Source organism: Streptomyces sp. NPDC046716 (assembly GCF_040645755.1).
Classification (GTDB): Bacteria; Actinomycetota; Actinomycetes; order Streptomycetales; family Streptomycetaceae; genus Streptomyces.
Genome location: NZ_JBEYYU010000024.1, coordinates 25545 through 39133 on the forward strand (window position 1 = coordinate 25545; position 13589 = coordinate 39133).

Here is a 13589-nt window from a genome sequence, read left to right on the forward strand (position 1 = left end):
CTCCTGGATTGGGAAAATGAAAGAAATTGTTCAGTTCTGGCCTGGTGAGGCGTAGCGTGACTCCTCGTCCCCCCACGAGAAGTCCGCTCGTAGTGCCCGTCCGCACTCTTTACGATCCTGGAGCCGTGCGTGCCTCATTTCGACCTGCCGCTCGATGAACTGCGGGCCTACAAGCCCGCCTTGACGGCCCCCGACGACTTCGACGCCTTCTGGGAGAAGACGCTGGCCGAGGCCGGGGAGCACGCGCTCGACGCGCGGTTCGAGCCCGTCGACGTGCCGTACACGGCGGTCGACGTATTCGACGTTACGTTCGCGGGCTCCGGCGGGCACCCCGTGAAGGGCTGGCTGGTCCTTCCCGCCGGCACCCGGGAGCCGATTCCGGCCGTCGTGCAGTACATCGGCTACAACGGCGGCCGCGGTCTGGCCCACACGCACCTGCAGTGGGCCGCCGCCGGGTTCGCGCACTTCGTGATGGACACCCGCGGCCAGGGCAGCGGCGGCTCGGTCGGTGACACACCGGACCCGGTCGGCAGCGCCCCGTCGGTCGCCGGTTTCATGACCCAGGGCATACAGGATCCGCACGAGTACTACTACCGCCGCGTCTACACGGACGCCGTGCGCGCCGTCGAGGCCGCCCGCTCGCACCCCCTCGTCGACGCCTCCCGGGTCGCCGTCGTCGGCGGCAGTCAGGGCGGCGGCATCTCCATCGCCGTCGCCGGTCTGGTCCCGGACCTTCGCGCCGTGGCGCCCGACGTGCCGTTCCTGTGCCACTTCGACCGCGCGGCCACACTCACCGAGCGTCACCCGTACCGGGAGATCGCCCTCTACCTCAAGACGCACATCGGGCAGGACGAGCAGGTCTTCCGCACGCTCTCGTACTTCGACGGCATGAACTTCGCCGCCCGCGCCACGGCACCCGGTCTGTTCTCGGTCGCGCTGGAGGACCTGACCTGCCCGCCGTCGACCGTCTTCGCCGCGTACAACCACTGGGCGGGCCCGGAGCGCTCGATGGAGGTGTACGCCTTCAACGACCACGAGGGCGGCGGACCCTTCCAGCAGGCGGTCCAACTCCAGTGGGTTCCAGGGCACTTGAGGGACTGATTACGGCCACGGTGGCTGACGGCACCCTTGTCACGGATGCGTGGGAGCGGATAATTTGCCGCTCCTACGTGTGCCTGTGGGATGCAGGACAGCCAAGGGGGCGTTCATGGCGTTACGCGGCCGGCACCGCCGGTATCAGCCGAGCCGGGTCAACCGGGCCTCGCTCACCGTGACCGTGGGCGGCGCCGGCATGGCGATCCCGCTGATCGGCGCGGGCGGCGCGCAGGCCGCGGACGTCGGCACCTGGAACAAGGTGGCGGCCTGCGAGTCCAGCAACAACTGGAGCATCAACACGGGCAACGGGTTCTACGGCGGTCTGCAGTTCACCGCCTCCACCTGGTCCGCGTACGGCGGCGGGGCCTACGCCTCGCGCGCCGACCTCGCCACCAAGGACCAGCAGATCGCCGTCGCCGAGAAGGTCCTGGCGGGCCAGGGTCCGCGTGCCTGGCCGGTCTGTTCGGAGCGGGCAGGGCTGAGCCGCGCCGAGGCCGCCCCCGTGCCGACCGCCGCGAAGACGAAGCCGAAGACGAAGACGGTCAAGCAGGTCAAGGACGTCAAGCCCGAGGTCACCCCGCAGTCCACGGCGAGCAAGGGCCGCTCGGAGATGTACACCGTCGTCCACGGCGACACCCTCTCCGGCATCGCCGAGTCGCGGAAGGTGAGCGGCGGCTGGACCCGTCTGTACGCCGCCAACCGCACGGTCGTCGGCGGCGACCCGGACCTCATCGTCCCCGGCCAGCGGCTGACGATGCCCGGACACGGCAGGAGCGCGCCGAAGGCCGACACCCACCGGACCGCGCCGAAGAAGCCGGACGCCGAGAAGACCGAGTCGAAGAAGACCGAGCCCAAGAAGGCCGAGTCCCAGAAGGTCGGGGCGAAGAAGGCCGGCGCCGAGAAGCGTGAGACCAAGAAGCACGAGACCAAGAAGGCCGCCGGCGGGCAGAAGGCGTCGGGCGGCGTCGTCGCGCCCGTCTCCGCCTCCATCGGCACCCCGTACCACGCGACCGGTTCCTCCTGGTCGAAGGGCTACCACACGGGCGTCGACTTCGTGGTGCCCACCGGCACCTCGGTGCAGGCGATCGAGGCCGGCACGGTCGTCTCGGCGGGCTGGGGCGGCAGCTACGGTTACGAAGTGGTGATCCGGCACGCCGACGGCAAGTACAGCCAGTACGGGCACCTGTCGGCCCTCTCCGTGAAGAGCGGGCAGCGCGTGGTGACCGGGCAGCGCATCGCCCGCTCGGGGTCCACGGGCAACAGCACGGGCCCGCATCTGCACTTCGAGGTGCGGACCGGGCCCGGCTTCGGCAGCGACGTGGACCCGCTCGCGTATCTGCGGGCCCACGGCGTCAGGATCTGAGGAACCTGCTGTCCCCGCACGGGCTGCCCAGCCCGTCGCGCCGGTCCTGGGACTGGCGCGGCAGGCTGTCCAGCGCCGCGGGACTGTCGGGGACCGTCGGGCTGTCCCGGGCCGCCGGTCCGCCCGGAGCCGCCGGCCCCTCGGGGACCGTCAGCTCGTCGGGGACCGAGTCCGCCGGGTCCGCCCGGTCGTCACGCCCTGGAGCTGCGGGTGAACCCTTCGCGACGACCTGCCCCGGCTGCCCGTGTCCGATGCGCTCGGTCGTCAGCAGGATCAGACCACCCGCGGCGACGACACCGCAGCCCAGCGCGAGGACCGTACCGATCGTGCCGTGCCGGAACGTCTCGCCGAACAGGGTGAGGCCGACGGCGGCCGCGACCACCGGGTTCACCACCGTGGCGGTGGCCAGCGGCACGGCCAGGCCGGCGCCCCGGTAGGAGGCCTGCGACACGAGCATGCCGGTGACGGCGAGGCCCGCGATCGCCAGCAGGGTCGTGAGCTGCTCCAGCGGCTCGCCGGACCAGTCGACGGCCACCGACTTCGTGAACACCGACGCCATGCCGAACGCCCCGCCCGCCGCGACGGCCAGCAGCACCGAGCGCACCACCGGATGCCGGTGCGCGGCCCGCGCCGACGTCATCAGGACCAGCACGCCACCGGCCGTGACCAGGCCGACGAACAGCCGCTCCGCGCCGCCCAGGGACTGCTCGGAGGCATCGCCGGTGAGCGCCAGCAGCCCCGCGAGACCGGCCGTCGCCATGACCGCCCCGCGCCACGCGGTGGCCCCTGCGCGGCGCCCCACGAGCAGGGCCGCCATCGGCAGCGCCAGGACGATCGTCAGCGCCCCCAGCGGCTGCACCAGGCTCAGCGGGCCGAAGGCGAGCGCCACGACGTGCAGCAGCGCGCCCAGGCCGTTCAGGCACCCCGCGCCCCACCACGCGGGCCTGCGCAGCGGCGCGTACGCCGTGCCCGGGGAGGTCTCGGCCACCCGCTCCTGCACGATCGCCCCGCCCGCGTAGGCCACCGCGGAGACGAGGGACAGCAGCACGGACAGCGCCAGGGCGCTCATGAGGCGGTCCCGGGGGAGCGATGCGGCCGACGGTCGGTTGTCATACCTCTACGATCTCTCGTCCGGCCCGTTCGCGTCGTCCGACCTGAGCAGTCATTGGGTCCTACTGCCGATGGAGTACGCGGGATCCGGAGTCATCCCCAGGATGGGTGTCCAGGGGACTACCGAACGTGTCGGCACTCTTTCGCGGAGGACGTTCATGGGTGACCATGAGACGCGCCCCGCGAACAGCGGTTCGGAAACGGCAGTGCGAGGGGCGGTTACGACCTGACAGCGGTGGTGCCCGACCGACGACGGGGGTCGCGCGTGCGAGTGGGACTGCTCAGCCGGGAATATCCGCCCGACGTCTACGGCGGTGCGGGGGTCCACGTCGAGTTCCTGGCGCGTGAGCTCCGGCCGCTCGTCGACCTGGAGGTGCACACCTGGGGCGAGGGCGCGGGCGAAGGGGTGCGCAGGCACCGCGCCTGGCCGGCCCTGGACGGGGCGAACGACGCGCTGCGCACGCTCTCCGTGGACCTCTCCATGGCCGCCGCCCTCGAAGGCCGCCAGCTCGTCCACTCGCACACCTGGTACACGAACCTCGCGGGACACCTCGCGGCGCTCCACCTCGGCATCCCGCACGTGCTGACCGCCCACTCCCTCGAACCGCTGCGCCCCTGGAAGGCCGAGCAGCTCGGTGGCGGGTACGCGCTGTCGGCCTGGGCGGAGCGCACGGCGATCGAGGCCGCGGACGGGGTGATCGCGGTGTCCCGGGCGATGCGCGACGACATCCTGGCCTGCTATCCGACGCTGGAGCCGAAGCGGGTCCGCGTCGTGCACAACGGCATCGACGTCTCGCTCTACCAGGCCGACCCCGGCACCGACGTGCTGCGCCGCTTCGGCATCGACCCGGCCCGCCCCTACGTCCTGTTCGTCGGCCGCATCACCCGGCAGAAGGGTGTGCCCCATCTGCTGCGCGCGGCCCACGACTTGGCCAAGGGCGTACAGCTGGTGCTGTGCGCGGGGGCGCCGGACACCCCCGAGATCGGGCGCGAGTTCCGGGAGCTGGTGGAGGAGCTGAAGCGGGCGCGCGACGGGGTGCACTGGATCCCGTCGATGCTGCCGCGCTCCGAGGTCGTCCAACTCCTGGGCCACGCGACGGCGTTCGTCTGCCCGTCGGTGTACGAACCGCTCGGCATCGTCAACCTGGAGGCGATGGCCTGCGGCACCGCCGTCGTGGCCTCCGCGGTCGGCGGCATCCCCGAGGTGGTGGCCCACGGCGAGACCGGCCTGCTCGTCCCGTACGCGGAGCAGGATCCGCAAGGGTTCGAGCGGGGCCTGGCCGAGGCGCTGAACGAGGTGGTCGCCGATCCCGTCGCGGCGGACCGGCTGGGCGCGGCCGGGCGCGAGCGGGCGGCCGCGGAATTCGGCTGGGACGCGATAGCCCGGCGCACCGTCGGGGTATACGAGGAGATCCTGAACGGCGCTTGAGACATGGGGGGTTGATGGTCATGCGCGGTGGGCCTTCGGTACTCGGGATCGTTCTGGCAGGAGGAGAGGGCAAGCGGCTGATGCCGCTCACCGCGGACCGGGCGAAGCCCGCGGTGACCTTCGGCGGCATGTACCGCCTCGTCGACTTCGTGCTCTCCAACCTCGTCAACGCCGACATCCTGCGCATCTGCGTCCTGACGCAGTACAAGTCGCACTCGCTCGACCGGCACGTGACGACGACCTGGCGGATGTCGAGCCTGCTCGGCAACTACGTCACGCCGGTCCCCGCCCAGCAGCGGCTCGGCCCGCGCTGGTACTCGGGCAGCGCCGACGCCATCCTCCAGTCGCTGAACCTGGTCCACGACGAACAGCCCGACTTCATCGCGGTGTTCGGCGCCGACCACGTGTACCGGATGGACCCGCGGCAGATGCTCACCCAGCACATCGAGTCCGGGGCGGGCGTCACCGTCGCCGGGATCCGGGTGCCGCGCGCGGAGGCGTCCGCGTTCGGCGTCATCACGCCCGCCCGCGACGGCCACCGCGTTGAGGCCTTCCTGGAGAAGCCCACCGACCCGCCGCCGCTGCCCGGTTCCCCGAACCAGGTGTTCGCCTCCATGGGCAACTACCTCTTCACCACCAAGACCCTCGTCGACGCGCTCAAGGAGGACGCCGAGGACGACAACTCGGTGCACGACATGGGCGGTTCGATCCTTCCGCTGCTCACCGAGCGCGGTGTCGCCCAGGTCTACGACTTCGACGGCAACCACGTCCCCGGCGAGACGGAACGCGACCACGGCTACTGGCGCGACGTCGGCACGCTCGACACGTACTACGACGCCCACATGGACCTGATCTCCGACCGGCCCGCCTTCAACCTGGACAACCGCCGCTGGCCGATCTACACCCACGCCGGTCAGCTGCCGCCCGCGCGGTTCTGCGCGGCCGGCATCGCGAGCGAGTCGATCGTGAGCCCCGGCTGTGTGATCCGCGGGCAGGTCACCCGCTCCGTCCTGTCGCCCGGGGTGAGCGTCGAGGACGGCGCGGTCGTCCAGGGCTCGGTGCTGCACGACAATGTCCGGGTGGGGCGCGGGGCCGTGGTGCGCGGCGCCGTCCTCGACAAGAACGTGGAGGTCCCGGCGGGCGCCACGATCGGCGTCAACCCGGGCCGGGACGCCGAGCTGTACACCGTCTCCAAGGGCGGTGTGATCGCCCTCGGCAAGGGGCAGTCCGTGCGCTGAGCTACTCCCCGGCGGGGGCCGGCGGCGTGCCCTCGAAGCCGTTGGCCCAGTAGCGGCCGCGCAGCGACAGGTCGAGCAGCATGCGGGTGGCCTCCTCCGGTGACATGGGGTGCGGATCCGACTCCAACCACCAGTGCAGTACGGCGAGTTGTTCGCCGACCCAGGCGCGGGCCAGTACGTCGACGCTGATCCGAGGGGTGACCTTCTCGTGCGCCGCGCGCGCCCGGAACACCACGGCGGTCGCCTCGGTCTGCGCCGCGGTGAACTGGCGCAGCGCCCGTCCGTCGCCCTCGCCGCGCAGGATCATGCGGTACGCGTCCCGCTCCTGCTCGGCGTGGCGGAAGATCTCCAGCGCCGGTTTGCCGGTGAAGCCCACCTCCGACGCCGGGACCAGCGGCCGCAGCCGCTCCTCCAGCTCGTCCAGCAGATCCGTCACGACGCGGTCGAGCAGCTCGTCCTTGTCGGTGTAGTGGCTGTAGAAGGTGGCCCGGCCGAGGTCGGCCCGTTCGGTGATGTCCTCCACCGTCACGGCGGCATAGCCCCGCTCGAGGACCAGTGACACCAGCGCGTCCCGCAGCAGGCGTCGGGTGCGGCGTACTCGGCGATCGCCCGCTTCCGGCGGCATGGTCCCGGCTCCTCTCGGCTCCCTGACTGGAGACCGCAGCCTACCGGATCATTGACAGCCCGAAAGTTTCTGTACATGGTGTCCATTAGTGGCCGCCGTGAATATTTGAGCCGACGAGCGTGGGAGCAGCCCGTGAACCTGGGCACGTACATCACTCGAAGCAGTACCTTCTGGCCGGAGCGCGAAGCCCTGGTCTGCGGTGAGCGCAGGCTGAGCTACGCGGACCTGGAGCGCACCACCAACCGCCTGGCCTCCGCGCTGACCGGCCGCGGTCTGGTGCGGGGCGAGACCGTCGCGACGTACGCGGGCAACTGCGCCGAGGTCGTCGAGACCGAGATGGCCCTGTGCAAGGCCGGGCTCGTGCGGGTGCCGATCAGCCCCCGGCTCTCCGTGGACGAGGTCGCGCACATCCTGGACGACGCGTCCGTCCGGGTGCTGTTCGTGGACACGGGCCGGCTGGAGGCGGCCCGCGCCGCACTCGCCAAGGCCCGCGTCGACTGCCTCCTGGTGCACTATGGCGGTCAACAGGGCCTCGCATACGCCGAGTTGCTCGGTGAGGGGCGTGACGAATTCGTCGCCGTCGAGGTCGACGAACACGACCCCGCCGTCCTCAATTTCACCTCGGGCTCCACCGGCCGGCTCAAGGCCGCCGTCCAGACCCAGGGCAACCGGCTCGCCAACCTCCGCAAGCGGATGATGAGTTCGGAGAGCGCGCCCTCCCCGGGGGAGCGCTATCTCGCCGCCGGCCCCATCACCCACGCCCCCGGCATGCCGCTGCTCGCCTCCCTCGCCTACGGATCCACGGTCGTCGTCCTGCCGCAGTGGGACACGGAGCTGTTCCTGGACACCGTCGAGCGGGAGCGGATCACGGCCACGTTCGTCGTGCCGACCATGCTGAACATGCTGCTCGCGCACCCGGGGACGGCCGCCGCCGATCTCTCCAGCCTCAAAGCGCTGCACGTCGGGGGCGCGCCCGTCGCCCCGCAGCGGCTCAAGGAGGCCGTCGAGAGGTTCGGGCCGATCGTCGTCCAGGGCTACGGGCAGGTCGAGACGACCAGCGGCATCACCGTGCTGACCCGCCAGGACGTCCTCACGGGCACCACCAGTGATCCGGACCTGCTGAGGTCCTGCGGCCGGCCCGTCTTCGACACCGAGGTGCGGGTCGTCGACGAGGCGGGCGCCGCCGTGCCCGCGGGGACCGTCGGCGAGGTCATCGCCCGCGGACCCGACTGCGTGACCGAGTACTGGCACGAACCCGAACTGACCGCCGAGACCTTCAAGGACGGCTGGGTGCACACCGGCGACCTGGGCTATCTGCGCGCCGACGGCTATCTCTTCATCGTCGACCGCAAGAAGGACATGATCATCTCCGGCGGCTACAACGTGTACAGCAGCGAGGTCGAGGCCGTACTGTACGCGCATCCCGCCCTCGCCGAGGTGTGCGTGGTCGGCGTCCCCGACGAGCACTGGGGCGAGGCCGTCAAGGCCGTCGTCGTCCGCAGGCCCGGCAGCGAGGTCGACGCGGACGAGGTCGTCGCCTTCTGCGCCGAGCGCCTGGCCCGCGTGAAGAAGCCGCGGTCCGTCGAGTTCGTCGACGCACTGCCCGTCAACCGCAACGGCAAGATCGACCGCCGCGCCGTCCGCGCCCGCCACTGGACCGGCGCCGAGCGCCGCGTCCACTGACAGGAGACCGCCGTGACCTTCACCCTCACGCCCACCTACGAGGACAACCCCCGCCTGCAGGACCTCGTGGGCCGCCTGCGCGACTACCTCGACGGGGAACTCGCCGACTACGAAGCCGGGTTGGGGCTCGGCCCCGAGAGCACGTACACCCGGGCCGTCCTCGAACCCGTCTGGCGGCGCAGCCGCGAACTCGGCTTCTACGGCGTCCACCTGCCGCCCGATCAGGGCGGCCAAGGACTGACGTACACCGAACTCGCCGCGCTCAAGGAGGAGGTGGGAGCCTCCGGGCGGATCCTCCAGCACAGCGTGCTCGGCGACATGGGCGGACCGCTGCGCGCCGGGTCCATCCTCCAGTACGCCACCGACCACCAGCTGGAGAAGTACCTGCTGCCGGTCATCCGCGGCGAGCGCGCCTGCTGCTTCTCGCTGACCGAGACCGACGCCGGCTCCGACGTACGCGCCCTGCGGACCGTCGCCGTACCGGAGGAGAGCGGGGGCGGCTGGCGGATCAGCGGGCACAAGGTGTTCTCGTCGGCGGGTCCGTTCGCCGACTTCTCCGTACTCATCGCGCGCATGGCACCGGAACCGGGTGCGCCGGACGACGCGCCCCCGGTCTTCTCCGCCTTCCTGGTCGACCTGGACGCGCCCGGCTGCACGGTGCGGCCCGGCGAGACGCCGATGTCCGGCGAGCACATCGAGAGCGACATCGTCCTCGACAACTGCCGGGTGGGACCGGAGCAGTTGCTGGGAGACGTGGGCGACGGACTGCGGATCGGGCTCGGCCGCGTCACCACCAACCGGCTGCTGCACTGCCCGACCGTCCTCGGCCTCACCCGCCGCGCCCTCGGCCTCACCCTCGACTTCGCCCGCACCCGGCAGGTCTTCGGCGCACCGCTCGGCGCGCTCCAGTCGGTCCAGCACAAGCTCGCCGACATGACCACCGCCTACTACGCGGCGCGCAGCATGACCCACGACGCGCTCGCCGCACTCGACACGGGCGGCAATCCGCGCACCGAAGCCTTCATGTGCAAGCTGTTCGTCGCCGAGAGCGCCTTCCGGATCGCCGACGAGGCCGTGCAGATCCACGGCAAGGCCGGTCTGGTGCGCGGCGCGGAGATCGAGTGGATCTTCCGCAGGCTGCGGATGTTCCGCGTCCTGACCGGCTCGTCCGAGATCCAGAAGAACGGGATCGCGCGCGACCTGCTCAGCCCGTCACGGACCTGACGTCGATCGGCACCGCGCCCGTGCGATAGCCGCGCTCGTCCAGCAGGTTCCCGTTCAGCTTCATCGGCCACAGGGCCACCGCCCGGTCGACCACGGTCAGGGCGGGCACCCGCTCGGCGAGCCGGACCTCGAAACGCTGGGCGTCGTCGAGCGAGCGGACCCAGGCGACCAGCTTGAGGTTGTGCCGGCCGATCACCCCCGCGCAGAGCCGTACCTCGCGCGCGCCCGTGACCTGCTCGGCCACCGCGCGCAGTTCGGCGGGTGCGGCGATGCCCCACAGGATCAGCGAGACCGGCCACTCCGACAGGGGCCTGGCCACCTCGCAGCGGAACTGCGCCATACCGGAGGAGAGGAGGCGGTTCACCCTGCGACGGACGGTGTCGGGGCTCGTCCCGCACCGCTCGGCCAGGACCTTGTTGCTCGCCCTGCCGTCCACGGACAGCTCCGCGAGCAGGGCGTGGTCGAGGTCGGTCAGCTCGAACACGGACGCGTCCCCCCGGGGCGTCGCGTCCTCGGCGAGCCGGGCGATCTGCTCGCTGCTCAGGGCGCGCAGCCGCCACCGGCTGCCCTCCGTGTACACCGTGCTCGCCAGATGGGTGCGGGTGGTGACGATGCCGTCGAGCGCGCCGAGCCGGTGCGTCACCCAGTGGGTGAGCGCCGACAGGCGGGGCGCGAGCACCGTCAGCAGCAGGTCACGGCCACCGCTGACGTGCTCGACGGTGATCACGTGCGCCTCCGCCGTGAGCGCGCGGGCGACCTCGGTCAGCCGCCCGTTCGCACAGTCGACCTCGATGAACGCCAGACAGCCCTGCCCGGACTCGGCGGCGGCAGGACCCGGGTGGCAGCCGATCCAGGCCGACCCGCTCCGGGTCAGCCGCTGCCAGCGGCGGGCCACCGTCACCGGGTCCGCGCCGACCGCGGCGCCGATCCGGGCCCACCCGGCCCGGGGCGCGATCTGCAGTGCGTGCACCAGGGCCTGATCCAGATCGTCCAGCGCGGCCCTGCCGCTTTCCTGCGTCACCGCTCCACTCCTGCGTTTTCCCTGCGATTCATCGTCCGTTCCTGCGGCAGGGCAGCACCCTGACGCCATTCCCTCACTCTCCCCAGTGGTCAGCCGGACCGTACCAGGAGGTTCACCCCGTATGTCGTTCACCGAACGTGCCCAGGAGCTCCAGCCCGACCTCGTCCGGCTGCGCCGCGCCCTGCACCAGGAACCCGAACTCGGCTTCGATCTGCCGCGCACACAGGAGAAGGTCCTCGCCGCTCTGGAGGGGCTGCCCCTGGAGATCACCCTCGGCAAGGGGCTCAGCTCCGTCACCGCGGTGCTGCGCGGCGCGCGGCCCGGCGGCGCCGTCCTGCTCCGCGGCGACATGGACGCCCTGCCCGTCACCGAGCGCAGCGGCGTCGCGTACGCCTCCCGGATCCCGGGCGCCATGCACGCCTGCGGCCACGACCTGCACACGGCGGGGCTCGTCGGCGCGGCGGCGCTGCTCGCCGAGCGCCGCGAACACCTCCAGGGCGACGTGGTGTTCATGTTCCAGCCGGGGGAGGAGGGCCACAACGGCGCGAGCCTCATGATCGAGGAGGGGGTGCTCGACGCGGCGGGCAAACCCCTCGATGCCGCCTACGCCCTGCACGTCGCCGCGAACACCCTGCCCGGCGGCTGGATCGCCACCCGCCCCGGCACCGTCACCTCCGCCTCCGACATCCTTACCGTCACCGTGCGCGGCAAGGGCGGCCACGGTTCGAACCCCTTCAGCGCCAAGGACCCGATCCCGGTCGCCTGCGAGATCGTCACCGCGATCCAGACCTGGGTGACCCGCCGCTTCGACCTGTTCGACCCCGCCGTCGTCACCGTCGGCACCTTCCACGCCGGCACCCAGCAGAACGTCATCCCGGACACCGCCACCTTCGAGGCCACCGTGCGCAGCTACTCCGAGGTCGCGCACGAGCGCCTCATCGAAGGGCTGCCGCGCCTGGTGCGCGGCATCGCCGAGGCGCACGGCGTCGAGGCCGACGTGGACTACAAGGTGAGCTACCCGGTCACCGTCAACGCGCCCGACGAGACCGCGTTCGCGCTCGACACCGCCCGCGACCTGTTCGACAAGGACGAGGTGTGGCAGGCGCCCAACCCGTCCAACGGGTCCGAGGACTTCGCCTTCGTGCTGCAACGCGTCCCCGGCGCGATGCTCATGATCGGCGCCGCCCCCGAGGGCACCGACGTCGCGAACGCCCCGATGAACCACTCCCCGCTGGCCGTCTTCGACGACGCGGTCCTCGCCCGCCAGGCCGCCCTGCTCGCCGCGCTCGCCGAGCGGCGCCTCGCCCGGGGAACAGCCGCGTGAGCGCCCAGGGGGACACCGGCACGGACGCCGGTACGCAGGCCGGTACGCCGAAGGTGCGGGCCGTCGTCGGGCTGCTCGTCGCCTTCGAGCTGATCAGCGGATTCCTCCAGGGCGCGGCCGTGCCGCTGGTGCCCGAGATCCGGGACTGGCAGGGCATCAGCACCGGGCAGGCCCAGTGGTTCACCTCGGTCCAGTACCTGGCCGCCGCGATCAGCGTCCCCGCCTTCGGCCGCCTCGGCGACCTGTACGGGCACCGGCGCATGATCCGGGTGGCCCTGGGGGCCATCGCGGCGGGCACGGTCCTCGTCGCCCTCGCCCCGAACCTCGCCGTACTGCTGCTGGGCCGCGCCCTGATGGGCCCCCTCGCCGCGCTGCTGCCGCTGGAGATCGGCCTCGTACGGGACCGGCTCAGCGTCGACGGCGGACGCCGGGCCGTCGGCATGCTGGTCGGCGCCCTCACCCTCGGCACCGTCCTCGGCCACGGGCTCGTCGGACCGGTGCTCAGCCTGCTCGGCGATCTGCGCGCGACCCTGATCGTCCTCGCCGTGTTCGCCGTCGGCTGCCTCGTCCTGTCCTTCACCGCGATCCCCGAGTCCCGCACCCGGGGACACGGCCGCATGGACTGGTCCGGCGCCGCCCTGCTCGCGCTCGCCCTGGTCATCCTGCTCGGTACGGTCTCGCGCGGCGCCGCCTGGGGCTGGGCCTCCGCGCCCACGCTCGGCGGACTGCTGCTCGCCGCCGTGCTCCTCGCCGTCTGGATCAAGGTCCAACTCGTCCGCCCGCACGCCCTGGTGGACGTCCGCGCCGTGGGCCGGCGGCAGAGCGCCCCCTACTACGCGTCCGGGTTCGTGCTCGGCGCCGTCATGCTCGGCGGGCAGTCCGTCGCCGTCAGCTTCATGGCCGAGTCCCCGGCCGTGGCGGGGTACGGGTTCGACCTCGCGCCCTGGCAGATCAGTCTGTACGGCGTCATCCCGAACATCATGGCGTTCGTCGGCTCCGCCCTGTGCGCGACGCTCGCCGCCCGGATCGGCTACCGCCGACTGCTCCTCGTCGCCTTCGGCCTGCTGACCGTCGGCTACTTCACCCTGCTCGGCGTGCACTCCGGACTCGCCCCGTTCGCCGTGGCCAACGCGCTCGTCGGCGTCGGCTGCGGGCTCGCGCTCGGCGGACTGCCCACCGTCATCGTGGAGGGCAGCGCCGCCGACCGCACCGCCAGCGCCACCGCCGTCTACAACAACCTCAAGACACTCGGCGGCAGCGTCGGCGGCGCCGTCTTCGCCGTCGCGCTCGGCTCCTTCGTCCTCGGCGGCACGGACACCCCGTCGCTCACCGCCTACCTGGCCATCTGGATCGGCGGGGGAGTGGCCTGCGCGCTCGCGGTCCTGGTCCAACTCGGCCTGGTCGGGAAGCAGTCCGGGACGCGGACGTCCGCCGTTCCCGCCCCGGCGGGGTCCGTGTCCGACGGCCCTGGCTAATC

11 protein-coding genes are annotated in these 13589 nt (G+C 71.9%); 8 read left to right on the plus strand and 3 right to left on the minus strand.

Annotated elements, in window-relative coordinates:
- Positions 1–129 precede the first annotated feature (129 nt).
- The gene (locus tag ABZ930_RS19435) at positions 130–1101 is read left to right on the plus strand and encodes an acetylxylan esterase (protein WP_361549253.1); all 972 of its coding nucleotides are present in this window, start codon (positions 130–132) and stop codon (positions 1099–1101) included.
- A gap of 106 nt (positions 1102–1207) precedes the next feature.
- On the plus strand, positions 1208–2458 hold the full coding sequence (locus tag ABZ930_RS19440; protein WP_361549255.1) for a transglycosylase family protein: 1251 nt from the start codon (positions 1208–1210) through the stop codon (positions 2456–2458).
- Here the strand turns inward: ABZ930_RS19440 and ABZ930_RS19445 are convergent.
- A complete protein-coding gene (locus ABZ930_RS19445) occupies positions 2448–3527 on the minus strand; it encodes a DMT family transporter (protein ID WP_361549257.1) in 1080 nt (359 codons plus the stop codon). The genes ABZ930_RS19440 and ABZ930_RS19445 overlap by 11 nt on opposite strands.
- A gap of 312 nt (positions 3528–3839) precedes the next feature.
- On the opposite strand from ABZ930_RS19445, the gene glgA reads away from it, so the two are divergent.
- Together glgA and glgC are read left to right on the plus strand one after the other, a co-directional pair.
- Positions 3840–4997 carry a glycogen synthase gene (gene glgA / locus ABZ930_RS19450; RefSeq protein WP_361549404.1) on the plus strand — a complete coding sequence of 386 codons (1158 nt, stop codon included), beginning with the start codon at positions 3840–3842 and terminating at the stop codon, positions 4995–4997.
- 14 nt (positions 4998–5011) lie between these two features.
- Positions 5012–6235: a glucose-1-phosphate adenylyltransferase gene (gene glgC, locus ABZ930_RS19455; protein ID WP_361549259.1), complete on the plus strand. Its 1224-nt coding sequence runs from the start codon at positions 5012–5014 to the stop codon at positions 6233–6235.
- A gap of 1 nt (position 6236) precedes the next feature.
- Here glgC and ABZ930_RS19460 read toward each other — a convergent pair whose 3' ends face one another.
- Positions 6237–6860: a TetR/AcrR family transcriptional regulator gene (locus tag ABZ930_RS19460; RefSeq protein ID WP_361549261.1), complete on the minus strand. Its 624-nt coding sequence runs from the start codon at positions 6858–6860 to the stop codon at positions 6237–6239.
- A 132-nt stretch (positions 6861–6992) separates the two neighbouring features.
- Here ABZ930_RS19460 and ABZ930_RS19465 point away from each other — a divergent pair, with 132 nt between their 5' ends.
- Both ABZ930_RS19465 and ABZ930_RS19470 read left to right on the plus strand, forming a co-directional pair.
- Entirely contained in the window at positions 6993–8543 is a 1551-nt protein-coding gene (locus ABZ930_RS19465) for a long-chain fatty acid--CoA ligase (protein ID WP_361549262.1), read from the plus strand.
- 12 nt (positions 8544–8555) lie between these two features.
- Complete coding sequence (locus ABZ930_RS19470; protein ID WP_361549264.1) at positions 8556–9767, plus strand: acyl-CoA dehydrogenase family protein; 1212 nt, start codon at positions 8556–8558, stop codon at positions 9765–9767.
- On the opposite strand, the gene ABZ930_RS19475 is transcribed toward ABZ930_RS19470, so the two are convergent.
- Positions 9748–10788: an Lrp/AsnC family transcriptional regulator gene (locus ABZ930_RS19475; protein ID WP_361549266.1), complete on the minus strand. Its 1041-nt coding sequence runs from the start codon at positions 10786–10788 to the stop codon at positions 9748–9750. The two genes, ABZ930_RS19470 and ABZ930_RS19475, sit on opposite strands and share 20 nt — an antisense overlap.
- Positions 10789–10909: 121 nt before the next feature.
- Here ABZ930_RS19475 and ABZ930_RS19480 point away from each other — a divergent pair, with 121 nt between their 5' ends.
- Positions 10910–12112 (plus strand): M20 family metallopeptidase, encoded by a 1203-nt coding sequence (locus tag ABZ930_RS19480; RefSeq protein ID WP_361549268.1) that lies wholly within the window; start codon positions 10910–10912, stop codon positions 12110–12112.
- Entirely contained in the window at positions 12109–13587 is a 1479-nt protein-coding gene (locus tag ABZ930_RS19485; protein ID WP_361549270.1) for an MFS transporter, read from the plus strand. Before ABZ930_RS19480 ends, ABZ930_RS19485 begins: the two co-directional genes overlap by 4 nt.
- The last annotated feature ends 2 nt before the right edge of the window (positions 13588–13589 follow it).

Excerpts from the sequence above, each read along its gene's own strand:
- ABZ930_RS19445 (WP_361549257.1), bottom strand. The coding sequence starts at position 3,527 with ATGAGCGCCCTGGCGCTGTCCGTGCTGCTGTCCCTCGTCTCCGCGGTG.
- ABZ930_RS19440 (WP_361549255.1), top strand. The coding sequence starts at position 1,208 with ATGGCGTTACGCGGCCGGCACCGCCGGTATCAGCCGAGCCGGGTCAAC.
- ABZ930_RS19480 (WP_361549268.1), top strand. The coding sequence starts at position 10,910 with ATGTCGTTCACCGAACGTGCCCAGGAGCTCCAGCCCGACCTCGTCCGG.
- ABZ930_RS19460 (WP_361549261.1), bottom strand. The coding sequence starts at position 6,860 with ATGCCGCCGGAAGCGGGCGATCGCCGAGTACGCCGCACCCGACGCCTG.
- glgC (WP_361549259.1), top strand. The coding sequence starts at position 5,012 with ATGGTCATGCGCGGTGGGCCTTCGGTACTCGGGATCGTTCTGGCAGGA.